The following is a 21,540-nucleotide window of genomic DNA, read 5'->3' on the forward strand; positions in this document are numbered from 1 at the left end:
CATTATTAGAAAATACTTTCCCGAACGTAGATGATGTCGTTGGGTAGCACGGTGTCAGTCATCTCGGGCGAGATTCTCTCGACGTTGCCATCAGCATTCTTCCGATGAAGACGCAACCACCACTCACTGCCCCGCTGGGTTGGGCCGCCGCCTTGAGCCAAGGCTTGCATGATTGTCATACCACGCTCGATTCGGTAGGCTCCAGGGCGCTGGGCTTCACCATAAATGTAGAAAACCGGTGCGCGATGGACATAGATTGTGTCTCCACCGGCGAGGATGATATCTTCCTCTGATTTTTCAGCGAGGTAGAGCGCGGGAATGTCTATCACTGTACGGAAGGGTTTACCGTCGCGTAAACCTGTGACAATGGCAAAATCATCACCGGTCTGGGAGGCTCCACCGGCAGCGGCAAGCATATCGCTGACTCGACTGAGAGTTTCGAGCGGGAAACGTCCCGGCCGGTTGACCTGGCCGAGCACACTTACTTGGTTGCCGCGCATCTGCAAGAGGATGATGTTAACCTGCGGTTGTCTGACGAAGCCGCCATTCTTAAGTGCGGCGGCAATCTTCTGCTCTGCAGCAGCAATGGCAAGGCCACCAACTTCCACGCCGCCGACTAGCGGGTAAGTGATAGAGCCATTTTCAGAAACACGGGTTTCGGTCGTCAGATCGGGGTTCTGGAAAACCTGAATGCGCAACACATCCCCCGGGCCAAGTGGATAATCGACATTGTCTGACGATAGCGCGTTCCCAGTTGACAGGACAAATAAAAGAGTCAGTATACGTATCAAAGCTTGAGTCATGGTTTCAGATTTCCTTATGCATTCTATAAATTGAACGAGTTTTCTATTTCAAACCTGCAACACCTTTTTCCACACCGACGTCAACCTTGGATTTTAGCGCACTCACATCTGTAGCCTGTGCCACAGCCGGAACCGGGGCCGGTTGCGACGCCATGCCAGTATCAGCGAATTCACCCATATAAGTGATTTTTGCCTTGGCCTTAAGCTCCTTGAACTCTTGCTTGGCGGCTTCTGATGCGCGCTGGTTGCCGAGAAACTGTTGGATGCGCGGCAGTGCGGCTTCTTCCGATACCGGTACCGACTGTGCTGCGGCGAGTCGCATCACGGTAACAGACTGCTGACTTTGAATAATCAGGCCTTGCCCGACTCGAAGCGGATGTATTTTAGGCAGCAGTTCAAGCGGAATCTGTTCAGCTGACCGTGTAGCGCTGCCGGCCGCAAACTTGATTCCCTTGCCCTTGAGCCAATTTGCTATATTTTCCATAGACTTGTCACTGTTGAGCATCTCGCGCAACTCTTCGGTAACCCCGGCAGTTGCGGGAACCACAATCTCCTGGATGTTGTAGATGCGCCGCTCGGCAAAGAGCTGGGGATTTTCTGAGTAATATTTCTTCGCTTCATCGACAGTGGGCTTATCCATCGCGGCGGTCAATTGCTCAACGTAAGCTCGGGCAAGGATTTCCCGGCGGGCATTTTCCACAGCCATAAGGACATCCGGTGAACGATCAAGTTTCTTCCCAACGGCTTGTTCGACGGCCAATTCCTGATCAATAAGTCTGTCAAGAATTTCCCGACGAATCTTCGGCGCCATTTCAGGTTTGTTGGCGCCCGCGGCCGTGTGGGAAAGTACGTAGTTAATCTGATGAACGGAGATCTCGCCGGAATTGACTTTAGCTGCAATCTGACTGGCGGGTTTCTCGGCGTCTTTGCTGCCACAGGCGACAAGCCCCAGCGCAAGTGACAGGGAAAGTATTTGTGGTATGACTTTGCGGCTGAGCTTCATATGAGCCTTGAGTGAAAAATATAAATACCAATAATATTCAGAACCTGAGCAGAACACGCCCGCGTTTATGGCGCTTCAGCTTGAGTCGTCTTTGCTAGTCTGGCTACCGTGAGGGTTAAAGCACATTTTGCCCATACAGCATTACATTATTGTGGCGGTCCTTGCTACGGATAAAGAACAATCTGATGAAAAAAGAATATACATGATGCACTTGTATTCAGGTATTCAGTTCAGTTTTTAAGCACAAAATTAAGCGATCTCATAAGAAAACCCAACAATAGAAAGAAATGCATCAGGCAGCTAGTTTCATCAGTGGCGTAGGTCTTACATTGTCCGAAATTTCACACAAATACCATTGGGCTGGATGCACGGTAGCGGAGGTAGCACTTTCAGCGCAATAGTCCATTTGTCCTATACTAACCTCCTAATGCACAGGCTAACAGGCATTACCTTAAGTCGGGAGAATTACCCCAACTGACGACGCTTCGTTTGTTGGCTCAACTATATCTCGTAACATTTAATCACCGCATTTGCCTACTCGATAATCAGAAGTTAAGTTTTGCTGAAACACTGGCTGCAGAACTATCGAAGTCAAAGCCTCTGAGATTGGAGTTACGGTGATCCCTGTGGAGCGACCCACTGATAAACACTGCTTTTACAGGTTGCCAATCCAAGGCAACGAGAGCTGAATGCATTGCATCACTGCGCTCACCTGAAGGAAGCGGGATGACCGCGCCCCGGAAATCGCTAAGGACGAAATCGTAGCGCAGGCGCAACGCGATTTTGTCAGTAATCTGCCAGATCGGAGCAACCGTGAAGCGGTCCGTGGCAATGAAACTGCTGGAGAAACGCTCAAAGACAGGATGCTGAAAAGCAAACAATACAGTTTGATAGTTGGAGAGTTGGCGCACCCAACCGGCGTTGACCCGCGTTTTACCGGTAATCGCCCAGTTTAGATTGAAGTTACCTACAAATCCGTCGAAATCGCGCTGAGAAAAGTGTGCGTGTTCACGCTTCAAGTAGGCGGCGCGCGCGTCAATGGAAGTTTTTCCGGTAACAGGCCATACCAGGCGAACTTCATGTTCCATCTCGTCAAAACGGGTATCGAAAAGACTCTCGACAATAGGTGCCGCTCTGTTGATAAATTCTCCTTGTCCATTTCTTACCTTATAGGTAAGCGAGCTGCCTGAAAGAAAAGAATAACGAATGCCTCCTTCGACTGAGAAAATTTTGCTGTTAAAGTCCTGCACGGTAAGCCGACTGTTCTTGTATACGTTGTGGTCAATACCGCCAATGATGTGCCAGGCCCTGTCAATTTCGAAAACTCCCTCAAAATGGAAATTGTCCGTAGTGCGAAGATTACGGGTGGTAGAGTTGGCGAAGCCCGTTAGATTCGCGAAATTGTTGAGCGCCTCACTGTGACTGCTGGTCAACCTGCCGTGAAGATAAGGAGTCAGATGCCAATGCCATGCGGCCGTATAGTTTTTTCCCAGGAAATTCAGAAAATCAAAATTGTTATAGCGGTTATCGACGAGGCTGCCGTTGACCTCGAAACGCTGCATCGAATAAACCTTGTTCAGGCTAAGTGTTGCCGTTGAAGTTATGATCTGATCCGACCTCGTTGGTTTGCCGGTTAAAGCAACGGGGTCAATGAGGGGAGAAATACGAAAAACGTTGGTATCGTACATGAACGTGCTGCCAATCGTCGCGCCGAACGTATCCCCGGGGGCTACTCTGGCCTGTTGTGCTGCGGCATGTGGCGCAGCCAGCAGGAAACATGAAGAAATAATAATCGCGAGACAGCGTCTATAAGGTAGAGAAAGATTTGGGAGCAATATTTTTTTCATTAGGGAGGCTCTATCTTTCCATGACACAAAATACCGCAAGGGTATCATCTTGGCTAGCTGGAGAACAGCGAAAGATAGCGAAAGTATTATTGTCGGGCAATATAGACGTAATAACGTAGAACAGTGATTGAATCTCAATAGGCGGCCCGATCCTTCAGGACCACCAGGATGGTCTTTAGGATGATATGCAGATCGAGCCGTAATGACCAATTGCGCAAGTAATCGAGATCGTGATCGATGCGCGCCTGCATTTTGTCGAGAGTTCGGGTTTCGCCGCGATAGCCGTTGACCTGCGCCCAGCCGGTAATGCCTGGCTTGACCTTATGGCGGATCATGTAACCTTTTATCAGATTCCGATATATTTCATTGTGTGCCACGGCATGGGGTCGAGGACCGACGATACTCATGCGGCCCTGCAGGACGTTGACGAACTGTGGCAATTCGTCAAGGGAATTCTTGCGCAGAAAAGCACCGATGCGCGTGATGCGGCTGTCCCCTTTCTGCGCCTGCACGATGGTATCGCCATCTTCGCAGACACGCATCGAGCGGAACTTATAGACGAGGATTTCTTCTCCGTCCAGACCATAGCGGCGCTGCTTGAAAATGACGGGGCCCGGCGAGTCCAATCTTATGGTGATCGCGATAAGTAACAGGAGGGGCGAGATCAACGCCAGGATGAGCAGGGATAGAATAATATCGCTAGCCCGTTTGATGGCACCATTGGAACCTGTAAAAGGCGATTCGCATACGGAAACGACAGGTGTACCGCAAACTGTTCCGCTACGACCCTGGATAAGGTCCGTAATAAACATATCCGGTACAAAGTATATGGAGGCTGTAGTGTCTTTCAGTTCATCAAGAACGTGCAGAATGCGCGGCTGTGAGGCCATCGGCAGCGAAAGATAGATGAATTGGATACGGTTTTCCTTGACAAAGTCGGGCAGTTCACGGAGCCTGCCGAGCAGTGAGCCATGCCCGGCCTGATGAAGTCTGCTCTGGTTTCTGTCATCGAAAAAACCGGACAGTTCGATTTTCGAATAGCGTGTCTCATGAATCCGGCTGGCCAGCGCAACCCCCTGCTCATTCATTCCAACGATGATAGCCCGTTGCGGAGGCCCCTGCAGCATGAGCAGATAAGGGGCGGCGGAACGCAGCGCCAGATGGGCGCCGATCTGGCTCAGGGGGGCCACCCACAGCCAGGTGATCAGCGCCTCACGGGAGAATTCGGCAATGTAGCCGGTGGCAAAGCCAAGAAAGAACAGCAGCAGAGCTACCCAGAACCAACTGTAGAGGACATGGAAGATTAGTAATTTGACCGAGGATTGCAGACGCGAGGAACCCGGAAAGGTGATCGAAAACACAATAACGGCAAGGATCAGGTAGGGCGGAAGCAGTTCCCCTTCAATACTGGCGCTCACAAGCCAGAGTGAAAGTGTCAGTACAGCAGGGTCCAGTATGGCCTCGACAGCGCTAAGCATATTATTTCCGAGCGGCCCCTGGGCATGCCGCGTGGAAACGGTTGAAGCGGAAAATGTAGGATGTGCTTCAGCCATAATGGGCACGGCGCTCGACTTTGGAAACCGCTTGCACCCGATTGTAAACGTCGAGTTTCCGGAAAATCTGGTGCAGATGGTTTTTCACGGTATAGGAACTGATGCACAAAATGCTGCCTATCTCGGCATTGGTTTTGCCCTTCCTTACCCACTCCATAATCTCGATTTCGCGCTCGCTCAGTCTGTGGTTTTCGCTTCCTCGCGGATCCGCGAGGAACGATGGCCGGCAGGAAGATTGTGGCAGAGGTGCTACCCGGCGCATTGCGGTGTCAAGATAAGGTAGCAGGATCTCCATTGCGCCAAGTGTGGAATCGTTGAGTTCATCTTGTGAACTGAAAATCACGTAAAGGCAGTCGTGACGTCCACGCTTGTCGCTGATGCCATGCAAAAGAGAGGAATGCATACCTTGCAAAGCCAGGCCAAAAGAACATTTTGGATTGTTTGCCTGCGCAATATGGGAATTAGCGGTCTCAGTCGACCCCACACTTGACGCGCACGGCATTCTGCCCAGTTCGATCCAGCGATTATAAAAAGTCCGCAGCAATGGGGAAAGAACTGCCGATTCCGATCGCGCGGTTCTAACCCCCGGCAATGGGGAAATAATGTCGTGCTGAATTGAATTGGAGCTGAAATCGCCCCAACCGACAAGCATAATCTCATGCGGCAGATACTGCTGCACCTCTCCCTGTAGCCACATTAACAGGTCAAAATGCTGACGCACCGCTAGTCCTTCCTGAATGATGCGGAAATAACGTTGGAGATGGTCAGCGGAAAGAGAGGAAAACAAACCCATGTCGTGAATTAGTTGGTCTAGTTAGATGGGTTGGAAAGCTTTAGCGTCAAATAGTTATCTTTCGTATCAGATTATCATTCCCCTTCGGCGGGCGTTTTATCCTTGGCTGTCTTATCCCTATATTCTCAGACCAGCATTCGCCCAATTAGAATTGCCTTTAGTATCAAATGCTGCCAGTGCCGAAGCAGATTTCTTTTTTTCACACAAACCAAAATTGGACGGGCATTCAAATCCGATTTCATACGCCCTGCACGTGCTGGATGGATCCAGTACTATTGCTTAAGCTGAGAATACAAAAAGGCGTTAACTTGCAACGCTCCCCGAAGCCTTCCCTTGCGTTGCCATAATGACCCACCATTGTTACCGGAGTATTTCCGCAATCAGCCTATTGAAACAGCACAGCAAGCCACAACTACAATTAGGAGAAACGCTCGAGATGCCTAACTTGACTTAGGCAATTACCGAACAACAATTTACAGATTTAGGATGCTGGCTGCAATGAAGAGTGATAACGACCCACAATCGGATACTTCCTTTTGTGACGGAGATTGTCTGTACGATAGCGAACATATAATTTTTGCAGCGTCATCATCCCATCTTTCCCTCACTTTCAGCAAAAGCAAGAACCATGCCATCTTAGATACCTGTTTATAATGGCGTAAACTATGGAGCTAGCGGCAGGTTTCGCGGCGACATTGTCTCCAAAAACCGAACCAAGTATCTGTCTTCGTCGATAATATGCTGTTTATTATGGTTTTAAGTTGTCTCTCAAAAGAGACGCTTTAGGTGGGGTCACAGTTCAATCAGGAGGCTGAACCACGGGTAGGATAAAGTCACATACAGTCTTATATTACTTTGGGCAGATTGTTGCCCACAAATGGACTGCTTGTATGGAACGACGTGAAAGGGTTGACGAATCTTTCCAATATGGACGGTATTGATTGGTGCCGCCAGAAATGAGGGAAAGTCGCCAAGGCATGATTCTAGCTAAATGAATGAAATGGCGATGCCGAGGTGAGTGGCCTTTGATTGTCGATAACCTTGAAAACCAAGAGATATTTATCTCGGCAGGTTAACGCGTACAAGATTACGATCATTGCCTATGGCGAGGATTTCATCAATCGGACTGACATTGATGCTCTGCCTAATGTCAAACGGGCTATGCCATTCTTATTGCGGGTTATTAAAGTGGGTAGACCGGAGAATTCTATCTTCGAAGTGAGGCTACAGAGCACACCTGCGTCTTGCACGACTTCATAGGACTTCTATGAGTAACATTGTTCCCGTAGTCTAAGAGGCGCCTAAACAAATAGCGGTTTCCAGATCTGGGTAGCAGCGCCCGCAGCCACTTCTGGCAGAACCTTGGTGTCGGCTTCATTGGCAGCGGTAACTTCGGCACTGTGCACCTCCCCCGAATTCACGTCCGCCCCAATATGGACCTTCATGCCAAAGTACCATTGCTTGCCTTTCCGGGTCTGGTGCATCTCAGGGTCACGGGCCTGCTCCTGATTCCTGGTCGAAGGGTATGAATGAGGGTGACGTCCACCATGGTGCCCTTCGATACCAGCAGCCCTTGATCCTTTAGGTGCATATTGATTTCCTCCAGCAACCCGCCGTCAACTCGTGCTTCTCCAACAGATGCCGGAAGTTCAGTATCGTGGTCTCGTCCGGAAGCGCATCGGTGACACCGCTGAAGCCGGCAAAATGGCGCATGCTCTCGATCTCATACAGGCATTTTCCATCTGCCGGCCTGACAGATGGAATCAGTTCTGCATGCAGTAAATACGCAACTTGCTCTCCGTCGGCATGGGGCTGGTGGCCTTGCCGCCCGCCCCTCGGGTAACGGGTTCAATGCGCTGCAGCAGTGCTGTCCACGGCACTACCGCTTCCATCCCACCCAGAAAAATCTCCCGGTGGGTCTGACGTTTCTTGCGGGCATAACAAGATCGGCAAAGGTGGTTTGGCACGGCATGGCGTATAAAAAAAGTTGTCGGAATGCCGTATAATTTCAAACCGGATGATTTGTTCAGCGCTTCCTTAAAGAAGCCGAGCCCTTCCATCGCCAACAAAAAGCCCAGCCCAGTGTCTATATCCGAGCTAGCTTGGTTTTGACTTTATTTGGCGATGACGCACGAAGAAACCCATCATGCCTAACCCGGCAAGCATTAACGCAAATGTGTGTGGCTCCGAGACGACTGCAGCATGAGTACCTGTAAGATGAGCACCTGTAAGAAATATCTGGTAAGGCCCACCCATCGTAGGAATCTGAACAAACCCGCCCGAGTACCCAGTAACCGGTGAATCACCTCCAGCGCCGGTCGGACCGCTTACAACGCGATGGTTCGGCCCTGCAATCGTAAAGATTTGACCGCCCAAACTGGTTGGCACGGAACAGCATTGTGTAATTGCCAGGTAGTAATCTCCGGCAGTAATGGGTGTGAGTAGATTTCCAGCAGGGAGTGTTGACGGGGCGAAGTCTCTAAAAGCAACATCATCATTTGCATATACGCCCTTTCCACTCGAATCGAAGAGAAATAGTTCGCTGTCGAAACCTACCCCACCCACGGTAGTAGCTGAAAAAGTTCCACCGCCAGCGATACGTATGAGATACATATCCTGGGCGTCTCCATCTGCCGGGCTCAATGTTCCGTGAATTTCTGTGAGAAGTCCAACGACACTCGCTATCTGTGCAGTACCCGGAAGACTGCCTGTGTCTCCAAGCTCAGTAAACGTCGTTGCGTAAGATGGTCTTCCAAGTAAGAGAAGAGACAGTACAACGATGTTGGTTAGGCTGGCGCGGCCGACTGTTAACGTCAATCGTTTCATAAAACCGTCCTTTCTCATTCGTGCTGCCGGTGTCGCACTATCCAAAACGTGAGCCTTATCGGAAATCATATTCTTATTCTCCTCGTGGTTTGGGTTACTCGTGACTAACTTTCTGATCGCAGCAATCATCGATCCTTTTAACGCAAAGCAAGGTCCATGCCTTATGCAAAACAGAAGCAGATTCAGCAGCTTATAGAATAACGAGACACCAGTGGCAGTTGGACGAGGGACGAGTGTAATAAAGGCCGACACCGGAGCCCTCATTTCTTCTGGACAGGAAATTTGCGTCCTTAAACGCGGTTTTCTTTGCAGTTCAAACGCGAGGCGGTCCGGCTCGCAAGTCAGCCTGGCATCTGCAAAGGGGGATTTAGAGGGATTTGAGGATCAAAGCAACACGCTTCATCGCTGGGTATGGGAGCAACGGCAACTCGTCAACCGGGATAACGCCGCGATGGAAAGTTTCTTCTCCACACCGAAGATGGAGCGACTCAGCGACGGCAACTTGACACCCGCAAGGAACCGCGATCAGACCTCTTCGATTACATCGAAAGGCTCTACACTCCAAACGCTGGCTACATCAGTTCGATAGGAAGACAAGCTTGTTATCTTGTACAACTGTCCAATTGTCCACGATAACCTTTAGAAAAAATTCAGGAAGGGGCAAAAAAGTATTCTAGTGCCTTGACTTTGATGGGGTGGCTGATGGGGCTGCACCTATGTATTTCCATCCAGTATCCATGCGGGTTACAGGTACCTGTAGGTGCCAGATGTAGGGGCCATATTATTGTTGTGCTCTGTGTTACTCTTCAAAGGAAATGTATCAAAATTGGATAGCTGAAGATTTAAACTCTAAAATGTCTCTTTTCAATTGTCATGGCTAAGTGAAGACATTTATGACCACTAATAAGGATGAGAAGGCTAATAACGAAATTTCAAGTTTGGATCAGTTATTTAATATTCTTGCCGATCAAAATTTGGACCAGGGAACTACTCCTAAATATTACTTTAGAGGCGAAACAACTCATCATTGGCCGCTTATCCCTAAACTTCTTCGTACTTCTACCTTGAACGGGGAAGATGGAATGCCAGGGGTCGTAAAGGATGAAGCTTCAATTGGCGAGATTCAAATGAGGATATTGCAGAGGTTAAAAAGGTATGCGGTTCATCTTTATCTTCAGAATAATAGACCTTGGCAAGGTGCCCATCCCTCAGATTGGGAATGGTTGTGTGTGGCTCAGCATCACGGCCTCCCCACATTGCTTTCGGACTGGACGATAAATCCCTTGGTAGCTTTGTACTTCTCTGCCTGGAGGAGTAACGGAAAGGATGGAGCATTCTACGTTATGGAATTAAATAAGAAACAATTTCGTGACGAGCACAAGCTAAGCATCAGGATTGGACAAACTGTAAAGGCGAATGCTCCAAACTCTTCAGAGGTTTATCCAGAGGATAGGGAGACTCCGTTCTCATTAGAGGATGCCGACAGGCCGCTAATAGTGGTGCCCCTTGTCTTCACAAGGAGAATTGAAGCACAGTCGTCACGGTTTATATATGCGGGACATGCAGCGAAGTTCCACCCCAAAAATGGTAAGACACAAACGCATAACGCAACTTCGGAAAAGAGTCCTCCAGCAGAAATCTTTCATGAGGACGCATTAGATGAACTGTCCGAAACGATACGCCCTTGGAAGGAAATTCGGAAATTCCGAGTCAAAGAGAATGCCAAGGTAAAAATTCTACGGCAATTAAGAAATGCTCAAATCCACCATGGCACTTTATTTCCTGACCTTGACGGCTATTCTGCGTATTTAGCTTCAGGAGGCGATTAACCTCATTAAATATTACGCTACGGCACCCGCAACAATGATCAACCTAGCACATCTACTCAGCGCACTACAGACCACCCGGTATGTTTTTCCGGTGGATAGCGATACCGGCTGCGTTTGCCCTGTATTGTGGCTGGAAGTGAACGGAGCGGGAAAATGACGGGGAAGGCTGCCTATTCCGTTGCGCGTTCTGCGCCTTCCTTCCTTGCAGACTATGCAGCCACGGCGTCGCAGAAAACGTTCACAGCCGGGCGCGACACCGCGCCGAGTGGGGAATCCGCACACAATAACAATTCATAGCTGAATATATGTTTCTGACGCGGGCAGAACTGGAAGAATTGATCGATTACAAGCTACCGCATTGGCAATGTACCTGGCTCGAGAAAAACGGCTATTGCTTTCAGGTAGGCCGTAGAAAATCCAACCTCAACTTGCCCCCGCGCATGTACCAGAAACATGGCGCTTATTACTACGTCACGCAGAGCAACAAGTGGATCCGTCTCTCAGATAACCTTGCCCAGGCAAAGGCAAAATGGATTGAGCTTGAGGGTGAGGTTCCACAAACTGACACCGTTGCTGCGCTGATTGGCCTGTACTTTCAAAGTTGCACCAAAGAAAGCCCCTCGCACTTATCGGGACAATCTCACAGAGGCAAAGCCGCTGATTGCCGTATTCGGGAAAATGCGCCCAGGTGATGTTCGCCCTATGCATGTTGCACAGTACCTTGACGTCAGAGGCAAGAAAGCGCCGGTCCGGGCAAATCTCGAAAAATCCCTTCTATCGCACGTATTCAGCATGGCAATGCGCTGGGGTGTAGTGGACTCTAATCCATGTCGAGGCGTCGCAAGAAATACCGAGAAAGGCCGCGATAGATATATTACCGACGCAGAGTTCACCGCAGTCAAACAGATTGCGGGCGATTTCATAGCGACAGTGATGGAGTTGGCCTACCTGACAGCACTTCGTAAGGGTGATATTTTTGCATTGCGACTTGAGCAGATTACTGCTGAGGGCATCTATATCAAGCAGGGCAAAACCGGCATCAAGCAACTATTTGAGTGGACACCAACGCCCAAGGAAGTGATTGCCCGTGCCCGTGCTTTGCCCCGTCCTATCCGGGGTTTATATCTATTCTGCACGACGAGAGGACAGCCTTACACTGTGCTGGATTTAAGGCAATGTGGAATCGCGTTCAGGTGAAATGGGCAGAATCAGGGGGGTGAGCGTTTCACTTTTCACGATATTCGAGCTAAGGCACTAACTGATGCCAAAAGACAGGGACTTGATGCTCAGGCATTGGCAGGTTATACATCCTCAGCCACAACCGACCACTACATCAAGATTAAGGAATTCCGAAAAGTGACTCCGTTACGCTAAGCTGCAATAGCTGAGGTTTGACCAAAGTCAGCGGTGGACCAAAACGAACTTTTAAGTTCTGCTAGGCTATCCGGGTTATATGCCCTTTTTACCTTGAGCCCATTGGGGGTTTAGTTCATCTGGTACGCAGGTTTTAACAAACATCCGCCCGACACTTTCGAGGCAGATGAGACTCTTGATGTTCACACCAGTCTGGCGACGAGGCGTTCCTCCCATCACGGCTACTTGATTTCCATCTTGCCAGATGCCAGCCAAATTGAGGCTGTCAAGGTGATCAATATAGAATTCGAAATTGTTCGGAAACATTAGTTCATCCAGTGGAAACTCGTTCTCTGTCAAGATTCTCGGACCAAATTTATTCGACTCTTGGTGATAGGCCGCATGTTGCCGATACGAGAATGTTCGCCGCTTCAAGTGAAATAGGATTAATGCTTCATCAGGACTAATCTGAGAAATCAATTGGGCAAAAGCCGGGTGAGCTTCATTCACGCGGTCACGATCAATAGCCCGAGCCAGCAAATTTAGAAAGAGCTCAGCATTGATGCTGCTCTCCTCGACATACCTAAGCCCCTCGAGTGCGGGGCCTGCTAGCTGAGGATGAGCTTCAATCCTTCGTTCTTCAGGCACTTTCTCGGCTAGTCGTTCAAGATAGCGTTCCCAACGCAGATGCTGAGCTGCGAGGTAGTCGATCGGCGCAAGTGCGAACCTTGCGATCTTCGCAACATTTCCGAGCGCCGCACCAATCTCTCGTGTCGTGGGTTGTGCGATATCGCGGTAAATCTCAGCGAGCGGACCTTCTCCAATGTCTTTAAGAACACCCATCTCAACTGGTCAGATACTATCTGTAAAAATCAAACCTGAACTACCAAAGTTAAAGTTATCTTAGACAATCGTCTAAGATAGGGTCTAGCAAAATTAAAGAAACGATTTAAATACAACGTAAGTCATTGAATTGATGGGGTGGCTGATGGGGATCGAACCCACGACAACCGGAATCACAATCCGGGACTCTACCACTGAGCTACAGCCACCATCGGAGAAACCATAATGCATCGTCTGAAGCTCAGGCGCCATTCGCCAGAAAAGATAGCCTATGGCGTGCCCGACAGGAATCGAACCTGTAACCCCCAGCTTAGAAGGCTGGTGCTCTATCCGGTTGAGCTACGGGCACCACTCAAATCGGATTTCGCCTCAGATTAACATGAATGGTCGGGGTGGAGAGATTTGAACTCCCGACATCCTGGTCCCAAACCAGGCGCGCTACCAGGCTACGCTACACCCCGGAAAGGGCGATAATATACCTTCCCATCAAGAAAAGGTCAATTTTGGGTTTCTTCAGAAGAGATTATCTCGACCTCCACCGGCAAAAGGTAATTCGCCCATGAATATTGCGTGCAAGGCCGCTCTGGTCAACTGACGCTTAATGATAAGCTCAATTCTTCAATTTATTCCGTTCAATCATCGCATAAGCTGAATGATTGTGGATAGATTCAAAGTTTTCTGACTCCACGATATAAGCGTCTATGCGCGCATCGCGGTTCAGTACCGCTGCCACATCCCGCACCACGTCCTCCACGAATTTGGGATTGTCGTAAGCCTTTTCGGTGACATACTTTTCATCCGAACGTTTCAGCAATCCATAGAGTTCACATGAAGCCTGATCTTCCGCCATCCGTATCAATTCCTCGATCCAGACAAAACTGTTGGTTCGAATCGATATTGACATATGGGATCGCTGGTTGTGCGCGCCATATTCGGAAACCTGCTTGGAGCAGGGACACAGACTAGTCACCGGCACGAGGACTTTCATTGTGAACCGGTAGCTTCCGTTATCAATTTGACCGAGGAAAGTCACCTCATAATCCAGCAGGCTCTTTATTCGGGAAACGGGCGCCGTTTTGCTGATGAAATAAGGAAAGGTCATCTCGATGTCGCCGGACTCCGTTCCAAGTCTCTTTACCATAGCCCGTAACACGTTTTCAAATGATTCCACCGAGATTGCGCTCTCATGGCCGTTAAGTATCTCCACGAAACGCGACATATGCACGCCTTTGAAGTGGTGGGGTAAATTCACATACATGTTGAAAACGCCAACGGTATGCTGAATGACGTCTCCCTTGTCCATTATCTTCACCGGATGGCGAATGGCCCTGATGCCCGCGCGGTTGATTGCGATATGCCGCGTATCAAGCGCGCCTTGCACATCCGCAATGGAAACATTCATGTCGTTCATGGGTATTGACTTCCTGACGGGGCCGCCGCATAAAATAGATATGCCGGAGGATTGAGTCGGCTACTCGGAGAATCTAGCTCTGACGGACCTGACGATGGCCGCCTTATCCAGTCCGCAATCGGTCAGCATTTGAGAGGTGTCACCCTGATCTATAAAAACGTCAGGTAAGCCCAATTGCAGCAACGGAACGGTGTGCCCGCCGCTTGCCAGCGATTCCAGTACAGCGCTACCCGCGCCGCCCATGATGGTATTTTCTTCCACCGTCACCAGCAGTTCGTGGTTTGCCGCTAGAGATGAGATCAGATCGTTATCCAACGGCTTGATAAAACGCATGTTCGCAACGGTGGCATTTAATTCTTCTGCCGCATCAAGACACGGAGTGAGCATGCTGCCAAACGACAACAGCGCGATTTTTACTCCTTCGCGACGAATTTCCCCGCAGCCTATCGGTAACATCTGCATTTGCTTTTGCGGTATTACGCCTGTCCCCGCACCCCGAGGATATCGCACCGCTGTCGGTGTATCCATCTGAAACGCGGTGTAGAGCATCTGACGGCACTCATTCTCATCAGCAGGGGCCATTACAGTAATGTTCGGAATACAGCGTAAATAGGTTAAATCGAAGCTGCCGGCGTGAGTGGGACCATCTGCCCCGACTAATCCGGCGCGGTCAATGGCGAATACTACCGGAAGATTCTGGATAGCGACGTCGTGAATCAATTGGTCATAAGCCCGTTGCAAAAAAGTCGAATAGATAGCCACTACCGGCTTCATTCCGTCGCAAGCGAGGCCCGCGGCAAAAGTGACCGCGTGCTGCTCGGCGATCCCGACATCAAAATAACGGTCAGGGTATTCCTGGGAAAATCTCACCAGGCCAGAGCCTTCACGCATCGCCGGCGTGATCCCTACCAGACGCTCATCCAATGCGGCCATATCGCACAGCCAGTCGCCAAAAATCTGTGTATAGGAAGGCTTGGCTGTAGCTTTGGGGATAATCCCTGCATCGGGATTAAACTTGGTAACCCCATGGTAAAGAATCGGATCTTCCTCGGCCGCCTTATAACCCGCGCCTTTACGCGTTACGATATGCAGAAACTGGGGGCCGTCAAGATGCTTTATATTGTTGAGTGTGCCAACCAGCACGTCAAGGTCATGACCATCAATGGGTCCGATATAGTTGAAGCCGAATTCTTCAAACAGTGTGCTAGGGGTTACCATGCCTTTTACGTGCTCTTCGGCGCGCTTGGCAAGTTCCAGCACGGGCGGAACCACGCCCAGCATTTTTTCGCCGGCGCGGCGTGCCGTCGCATAAAACTGCCCTGACATGAGCCTCGCAAGATAATTGTTGAGCGCGCCTACCGGACGCGAAATTGACATGTCGTTGTCGTTTAGAATCACCAGCAAATTGGTGTTCATGGCGCCGGCGTTGTTCAAGGCTTCGAACGCCATACCCGCGCTCATCGCGCCGTCGCCGATCACTGCAACCGCGCATCGACCTTTACCCTCCCGTTGCGAAGCCACCGCCATGCCCAATGCAGCGCTGATGGAAGTACTGGAGTGCGCTGTACCGAATGCGTCGTATTCGCTTTCGTCGCGCCGTGGAAATCCCGCGATGCCGCCCTGCATCCGCAACTTGCTCATGCCTTCCCGCCGACTGGTCAGAATCTTGTGGACATAAGTCTGGTGACCCACATCCCACACCAAGCGGTCATGCGGCGTGTTGAAAACATAATGCAGTGCTATCGTCAGCTCGACCGTGCCAAGATTGGAGGACAGGTGCCCACCCGTCTTGGAAACGGATTCAACCAGGAACCGGCGCAACTCGTCGGCGAGCTGCGGCAGCATCTTGCGTTCCAACTTGCGCAATTTGGAAGGAGTAGTGATGGTATCAAGCAGTGGATACATTTAAACCCTGACAATAATAATATTCTTTACCATGGGAAACACCAGCCTTAAAACTCCCGCTGGATGATGAAGTCAGTTACTTGCCGCAACCGCTCCGCCATTACACCAAAAGCCTCCAACGACTGATACGCATCGCGCCGTAACGCTTCGGCCAGTTCACGTGCCTGGGCGGCACCCAGAATGCTCACGTATGTTGGTTTATTATTTTCGGCGTCCTTGCCGGCGGTTTTGCCTAACGTCGCGGTGGTAGCTTCTGCATCGAGCAGGTCGTCCACTACCTGGAACGCAAGACCCATGCATTTGGCGAAATGATCAAGGCTCATCAGCTGGTTTTCGGACAAACGGCTACCGCAAGAGGCGCCAAGCATGACGGCAGCACGGATAAGAGCTCCAGTCTTGTGAATATGCATGAATTCCAGCTCTGGCAGACTTAACATCTTGCCGACGCTGGCGAGATCAACCGCCTGTCCGCCGGCCATGCCGCGCGAGCCCGAGGCGTATGCCAGGCGCTTGATCATTTGCAATTGTATCTGCGCGTTATCCGCCAGACAGTTTTCGGCCAGCAATTGAAAGGCCAGGCTTTGCAAACTGTCACCCGCCAACAAGGCAATGGCTTCACCATACTCGACATGGCAAGTGGGCTTGCCCCGCCGCAACACATCGTTATCCATGCAAGGCAAATCATCATGCACCAGAGAATAGGCATGTATGAGTTCTACCGCGGCGGCAGCGATCGTCACACGCTCCTCATCCGCCCCGTTCAGCTCTCCCGCCGCAAAGGCAAGCAGCGGACGCACACGCTTGCCTCCACCCAGAACGGTGTAACGCATCGCATCGTGCAGACGCTCGGGGGCAACATTTGCGGCGGGAAGCAGGGTCTGCAGGGAATTTTCTATGCGTACCTGGCGGCTCCTCGCCCAATCCTGGAAATCAGCGGTCATCGATACCGGATGGGGAGAAATTTTTCAGTGTATCGGCCTCAAGAAGACGTACCTGTTGTTGTGCGTTCTGTAGCTTTGATTGGCAGTATTGTAACAACTCCGTGCCACGTTTGTGAGCTTCGAGCGATAGTTCAAGCGGCATTTGCCCTGCTTCCATTTCTACTACAATGCTTTCCAATTCGGCCAGTGCGGCTTCAAAACTTTCCGGCGGCGAAAATTTGACGGGGTTAGCGGGCTTTGTCATGATAAACACATTTGTCACGGAATAGGTATATGCCGCGAAACTACAAAAATAACGCAATAAGCGGGGTCAGGTCAATTATATCCACGAAACTTTCCCTCAAAAAGGGCCTCTTAGTCGAGATTATAAGCGTTTCCGGGAGAGAGCAGGCTCTTTCCGGATTTCTCGCTGCATTTGGCCAGCATTTTAATATTTCAACTATCTTTTTTACTCCTTCAAAAGGTCTAAAGTAACGGATATGTCCGATCTCGTTGATGTTTTCCAACTGGCGCCGACGCAACTGCCCATTGACTGGTATCTCGATCCCCGTATTCTTGATTTGGAAAAGCGTTATTTATTTGAGCGGGGACCCGGTTACGTCGGGCATGAAATCATGCTGCCGGATGTGGGCGACTATTATGTGCCGGAATGGATGAGCAATGCCAAAGTACTGGTGCACAACAAGGGCGGAATCGAGTTATTGTCGAACGTCTGCCGCCATCGGCAATCTCTGCTGCTCAAGGGCCGCGGCAATACCCGAAACATTGTTTGCCCCATACACCGCTGGACTTACGATTTGCACGGCACACTGCTTGGCGCTCCCCATTTTTCCGAAAATCCTTGCCTCAATCTTGGCAATACGCCATTGCAGAATTGGAACGGTCTGCTCTTTGAGGGCAAGCGAAACGTGGCGCGCGACCTCGCGAACTTGAGCGTGCTCAAGGACTTCGACTTTTCCGGCCATGTACTGGAACGCGTTCAGATAGAAGAATATGCTTGCAATTGGAAGACTTTTATCGAGGTTTATCTCGAAGACTATCACGTCGAATCATATCATCCGGGGTTGGGCAACTTTGTTGATACCGCCGAGTTGGCATGGGAATTTCAAGAGTGGTACAACGTACAGACCGTAGGTATAAACAATGATCTCACTCGCCCGGGTACACCGGTTTACGCCAGATGGCATGAACAACTGCTACGTCAAACCGGGGGAAAAACGCCAAGGCACGGCGCGATCTGGATGCTCTACTATCCCAACATCATGTTAGAATGGTATCCTCACGTCCTGATTATCAGCATGGTGCTTCCGGCGGGAACAGAACGCTGCACCAATGTGGTCGAATTTTATTATCCAGAAGACGTCGCTTTGTTTGAACGGGAATTTATTGAAGCAGAGCAAGCCGCCTATCACGAAACCGCGGTTGAGGATGATGAAATCTGCAAGCTGATAACTGCCGGACGCCGTGCCCTGTTTGAGCAGGGGATCAACGAAACCGGCCCGTATCAGTCGCCAATGGAAGATGGTATGGCACACTTCCACGAATTTTTGCGTCGGGAAATCGAGCCGCACATTAAGGACTATTAGTGTGCTCTATAAAATTTCATGTTTTGCGGGCTTACCATGATTACCATTCAGGAAACTGATAATCTGATCAGCGTTGCCGTCTTCGGTGAGTTTACCTTGGCTGACTACAAAGAATTCGAGGAGCAGGTGCTCCAGAAATCACGGCGCGACGTCAAACTGAATGTACTGTTCGATTGGCGCGATATGGTGGATTACACCGTCGACGTCGTATGGGAGGACATCAAGTTCATCCGGGAACACGGCAGCGAATTCAATCGGATCGCAATAATCACCGAGAATCAGTGGCGTGCCTGGAGTGCATGGGTATCTAATCTATTCGTTGACGCCGACATCAGGGTATTCAGTGATTACGAGGATGCGAAAGCATGGGTTGGGGCCTGAGGTTATGCCTTCCGGATTCCGGGGTTGACGGTACCCTGCGGCAAAATATGGGCGTATTTAACAACACTTGGTAAAATGCCTGGCTATCAGGTAGGGGACTCGTCTGGCGATTGAAACTACTCGTCCATTCGGCACTTGTGTTGATGTAGAATGCCGCATGGCAGCCGGATAAATTGAGATCAGCGTCGCAGGCCCAAAATTGGCATCGCTGGTTTCGAGTAAGTGTTGCAAAAAAGCTACACATTTCTCTTCCATTCTCCAAAATCTCTTTATATTGGCTTCCAACTCGTACAGAATGGACCCCGTTGCTTTTGCAGCCCTGAAAACGAGCGTAAAGCCTGCAATTTATTTATTTAAACGGCATCTGCGCGCGGAAGCCCGGCGGTGTTTGGTGTTTTTACCCTGTACAAATAAATCGCGGTGCTCTGACAGTCGCTATAATAGAAGCCCGTTAATTAATTAACTTAACACGTGTTGGCTTCGAGCGCCGTACGTAAGATTTTTGATTTAATAATTTGATTTTCAAGCTGAGCGCTTAGAGCCCAGCGGACAGTTGCAACGAGAATAATGTTCCCGACCGGAATCCTTTACATTACAAAAAGATGACTAGCACCATTAATTTGGAGGGGAAGACCTTGAGTTCAACAATAGCGAAGTTGAACGCTCCGCTAACGCAAGCGTTTGATCCTCGGTTATTAAACGAGTCACCAATAGCAATAACCCCAACACCAACTCATAACACTCAAACTCAGAGATTGGCTGACTTTGAAACCTTGACCGCTGCTTTGGAATACGCGGCAGTTGGGACCGCCGGATATAATTTTTACGATGCCAGAGGCAATCTACGCTCAGTCCTTCCCTATCAGGCACTAAGGCAAAACGCCCGCAACTCGGCGCAACGGCTGCTGAGTATCGGTCTGACCAGTGGTGATCGTGTGGCAATTATTGCCGATACCACCCCGGAGTTTGTCGAATTATTTTTTGCATGCCGGTTCGCGGGGCTGATTCCTTTTGCGATGCCCGTGCCGGTCAATCTTGGCAGTCATGCGGTGTATGTTCAACAGCTTCGCGGCATGCTTGAAGCCGGACAGGCAAGTGCCGCGGTTGCCAATGTGGACTATATTAACTTCCTTGAGGAAGCTGCGGAGGGTTCGCAACAATTACGCTGGGTCGGTACTCCAGAGCAGCTCGGTAAGTTCCCCGTTCCAGACGTGGCTCTGCCGCCAAATCATCCTGATGAAATCGCCTATCTCCAATTTACCTCTGGAAGCACTCGTGTCCCGCGTGGAGTAATCATTACCGAGCGGGCATTGATGAGCAATCTGCAGGGAATTGTTCGCCACGGATTGGAAATCCACGCGGGTGATCGTTGCGCGTCCTGGCTGCCGTTTTATCACGACATGGGCCTGGTTGGCATGGTAATGGCACCCATGGTGGCACAGGTTTCTGTTGATTATCTGGCGACCCGGGATTTTGCGATCAGACCGCTTCAATGGCTGCGGCTGATTAGCCGGAATCGAGCTACTGTGGCGTTTAGTCAACCATTTGGCCTTAAACTCTGCACCCTGCGGGTCCGCGATTCCGACTTGGAAGACCTTGATCTTAGCAGTTGGCGTGCCGCTGGTGTCGGCGCTGAAATGATCCGGCCTGATACCCTAAGAAACTTTGCGGAAAAATTCGCACCTGCGGGATTTGATGCACGAGCTTTCCTCCCCTGTTACGGGCTGGCCGAATCGACGCTTGCCGTAACTTTTTCTCAGGTTGGTCAAGGTTTCCAGAGCCTGCGAGTTGATGCTGGAACCCTGGTTGATAGAAAGATGGCCATTCGATTACAGGCGGATGGCAGGAAGTATAGCGAATTTGTAAATTGCGGCCGCGCCTTGCCCGAGCACACGGTCAAGGTGGTTGATGATGCCGGACAGCTTTTGCCCGATTTAAGGGTTGGCAGCGTTCTGGTGCAAGGTAGCAGTATCATGACAGGTTACTTTAATAACCCGGAAGATACCCGGAAAACGCTCCAGCCTGGCAACTGGTTGGATACTGGTGATCTGGGATTCCTTTTTGATGGCGATCTTTATGTTACTGGCCGTCGCACCGATGTAATAATTGTCAACGGACGGAACATTCGCGCTCAGGACATAGAAGAACTTGCCGAACAACAGCCTGAGGTGAGAACAAGGGAAGCATCCGCTTTTGGCATAACTGACGCTAACGACGCTACAACGATTGTTCTGGTGATCGAGTGCCGCCTAACGTCAGTAACAGATCGGCAATCTCTTACCAGCAGATTGCAACGGCTCGTGTATATGGCGTTCGGCGTTAATTGCCTGGTTGAGTTGGTTCCTCCGCATACGTTGCCTCGGACTTCATCCGGGAAATTATCGCGTTTTGCGGCACGCCAGGGTTTCATTCAGCGGACAAACCTGACAGACCAGCTATCAGCCGAGTCTGGGGACATATAATCGG

At 50.3% G+C, this 21,540-nt stretch carries 20 protein-coding genes and 3 tRNA genes; 6 read left to right on the forward strand and 17 right to left on the reverse strand.

What is annotated here, in order from left to right:
- Positions 1-5 precede the first annotated feature (5 nt).
- From epsE to CRO05_RS01705, 9 genes are all read right to left on the reverse strand, one after another.
- Positions 6-803 carry a polysaccharide export protein EpsE gene (epsE, locus tag CRO05_RS01660; RefSeq protein WP_097065552.1) on the reverse strand — a complete coding sequence of 266 codons (798 nt, stop codon included), beginning with the start codon at positions 801-803 and terminating at the stop codon, positions 6-8.
- Between the two features lie 43 nt (positions 804-846).
- Positions 847-1,806: an EpsD family peptidyl-prolyl cis-trans isomerase gene (locus CRO05_RS01665; protein WP_097065553.1), complete on the reverse strand. Its 960-nt coding sequence runs from the start codon at positions 1,804-1,806 to the stop codon at positions 847-849.
- A 545-nt stretch (positions 1,807-2,351) separates the two neighbouring features.
- The gene (gene epsL, locus CRO05_RS01670; RefSeq protein WP_097065554.1) at positions 2,352-3,653 is read right to left on the reverse strand and encodes an XrtB/PEP-CTERM-associated polysaccharide biosynthesis outer membrane protein EpsL; all 1,302 of its coding nucleotides are present in this window, start codon (positions 3,651-3,653) and stop codon (positions 2,352-2,354) included.
- A 134-nt stretch (positions 3,654-3,787) separates the two neighbouring features.
- A complete protein-coding gene (locus tag CRO05_RS01675; RefSeq protein ID WP_235001244.1) occupies positions 3,788-5,131 on the reverse strand; it encodes an undecaprenyl-phosphate glucose phosphotransferase in 1,344 nt (447 codons plus the stop codon).
- 67 nt (positions 5,132-5,198) lie between these two features.
- Entirely contained in the window at positions 5,199-5,999 is an 801-nt protein-coding gene (gene epsA / locus CRO05_RS01680; RefSeq protein ID WP_097065556.1) for an XrtB/PEP-CTERM-associated transcriptional regulator EpsA, read from the reverse strand.
- 1,301 nt (positions 6,000-7,300) lie between these two features.
- Positions 7,301-7,483, reverse strand: coding sequence for a transposase (locus tag CRO05_RS16080; RefSeq protein WP_097065558.1), 183 nt, complete (start codon positions 7,481-7,483; stop codon positions 7,301-7,303).
- A 97-nt stretch (positions 7,484-7,580) separates the two neighbouring features.
- Positions 7,581-7,778 carry a transposase gene (locus CRO05_RS16085; RefSeq protein ID WP_369831608.1) on the reverse strand — a complete coding sequence of 66 codons (198 nt, stop codon included), beginning with the start codon at positions 7,776-7,778 and terminating at the stop codon, positions 7,581-7,583.
- Positions 7,763-7,966: a hypothetical protein gene (locus tag CRO05_RS16090; RefSeq protein WP_146166051.1), complete on the reverse strand. Its 204-nt coding sequence runs from the start codon at positions 7,964-7,966 to the stop codon at positions 7,763-7,765. The genes CRO05_RS16085 and CRO05_RS16090 overlap by 16 nt, the downstream gene beginning before the upstream one ends.
- A 130-nt stretch (positions 7,967-8,096) precedes the next feature.
- The gene (locus tag CRO05_RS01705) at positions 8,097-8,894 is read right to left on the reverse strand and encodes a DVUA0089 family protein (protein WP_107758445.1); all 798 of its coding nucleotides are present in this window, start codon (positions 8,892-8,894) and stop codon (positions 8,097-8,099) included.
- Between the two features lie 824 nt (positions 8,895-9,718).
- Between CRO05_RS01705 and CRO05_RS01710 the strand changes: the two genes are divergently transcribed.
- The 3 genes from CRO05_RS01710 (at position 9,719) to CRO05_RS01720 (ending at position 11,851) form a co-directional block, all read left to right on the forward strand.
- Positions 9,719-10,654, forward strand: coding sequence for an FRG domain-containing protein (locus tag CRO05_RS01710; RefSeq protein ID WP_097065562.1), 936 nt, complete (start codon positions 9,719-9,721; stop codon positions 10,652-10,654).
- A 305-nt stretch (positions 10,655-10,959) separates the two neighbouring features.
- The gene (locus CRO05_RS01715) at positions 10,960-11,346 is read left to right on the forward strand and encodes a DUF4224 domain-containing protein (RefSeq protein WP_097065563.1); all 387 of its coding nucleotides are present in this window, start codon (positions 10,960-10,962) and stop codon (positions 11,344-11,346) included.
- Between the two features lie 10 nt (positions 11,347-11,356).
- On the forward strand, positions 11,357-11,851 hold the full coding sequence (locus tag CRO05_RS01720) for a hypothetical protein (RefSeq protein WP_097065564.1): 495 nt from the start codon (positions 11,357-11,359) through the stop codon (positions 11,849-11,851).
- A gap of 252 nt (positions 11,852-12,103) precedes the next feature.
- Here CRO05_RS01720 and CRO05_RS01725 read toward each other — a convergent pair whose 3' ends face one another.
- From CRO05_RS01725 to CRO05_RS01760, 8 genes are all read right to left on the reverse strand, one after another.
- The gene (locus CRO05_RS01725) at positions 12,104-12,850 is read right to left on the reverse strand and encodes a DUF4393 domain-containing protein (RefSeq protein ID WP_097065565.1); all 747 of its coding nucleotides are present in this window, start codon (positions 12,848-12,850) and stop codon (positions 12,104-12,106) included.
- 134 nt (positions 12,851-12,984) lie between these two features.
- Positions 12,985-13,059 (reverse strand) — tRNA-His (locus CRO05_RS01730).
- Between the two features lie 63 nt (positions 13,060-13,122).
- Positions 13,123-13,199, reverse strand: a tRNA-Arg gene (locus CRO05_RS01735).
- A 35-nt stretch (positions 13,200-13,234) separates the two neighbouring features.
- A tRNA-Pro gene (locus tag CRO05_RS01740) sits at positions 13,235-13,311 on the reverse strand.
- Positions 13,312-13,460: 149 nt separating this feature from the next.
- Positions 13,461-14,261, reverse strand: coding sequence for a GTP cyclohydrolase FolE2 (folE2, locus tag CRO05_RS01745; RefSeq protein WP_097065566.1), 801 nt, complete (start codon positions 14,259-14,261; stop codon positions 13,461-13,463).
- 60 nt (positions 14,262-14,321) lie between these two features.
- Positions 14,322-16,166, reverse strand: coding sequence for a 1-deoxy-D-xylulose-5-phosphate synthase (gene dxs, locus CRO05_RS01750; RefSeq protein WP_097065567.1), 1,845 nt, complete (start codon positions 16,164-16,166; stop codon positions 14,322-14,324).
- Between the two features lie 47 nt (positions 16,167-16,213).
- On the reverse strand, positions 16,214-17,107 hold the full coding sequence (locus tag CRO05_RS01755; RefSeq protein ID WP_097065568.1) for a polyprenyl synthetase family protein: 894 nt from the start codon (positions 17,105-17,107) through the stop codon (positions 16,214-16,216).
- On the reverse strand, positions 17,097-17,351 hold the full coding sequence (locus CRO05_RS01760) for an exodeoxyribonuclease VII small subunit (RefSeq protein ID WP_097065569.1): 255 nt from the start codon (positions 17,349-17,351) through the stop codon (positions 17,097-17,099). The genes CRO05_RS01755 and CRO05_RS01760 overlap by 11 nt, the downstream gene beginning before the upstream one ends.
- Positions 17,352-17,586: 235 nt before the next feature.
- On the opposite strand from CRO05_RS01760, the gene CRO05_RS01770 reads away from it, so the two are divergent.
- The 3 genes from CRO05_RS01770 (at position 17,587) to CRO05_RS01780 (ending at position 21,536) form a co-directional block, all read left to right on the forward strand.
- The gene (locus CRO05_RS01770) at positions 17,587-18,693 is read left to right on the forward strand and encodes an aromatic ring-hydroxylating dioxygenase subunit alpha (RefSeq protein WP_097065571.1); all 1,107 of its coding nucleotides are present in this window, start codon (positions 17,587-17,589) and stop codon (positions 18,691-18,693) included.
- 36 nt (positions 18,694-18,729) lie between these two features.
- Positions 18,730-19,074, forward strand: coding sequence for an STAS/SEC14 domain-containing protein (locus CRO05_RS01775; protein ID WP_097065572.1), 345 nt, complete (start codon positions 18,730-18,732; stop codon positions 19,072-19,074).
- 602 nt (positions 19,075-19,676) lie between these two features.
- A complete protein-coding gene (locus CRO05_RS01780; protein ID WP_255405850.1) occupies positions 19,677-21,536 on the forward strand; it encodes a fatty acyl-AMP ligase in 1,860 nt (619 codons plus the stop codon).
- The last annotated feature ends 4 nt before the right edge of the window (positions 21,537-21,540 follow it).

Source organism: Nitrosovibrio sp. Nv4, assembly GCF_900215485.1.
Classification (GTDB): domain Bacteria; phylum Pseudomonadota; class Gammaproteobacteria; order Burkholderiales; family Nitrosomonadaceae; genus Nitrosospira.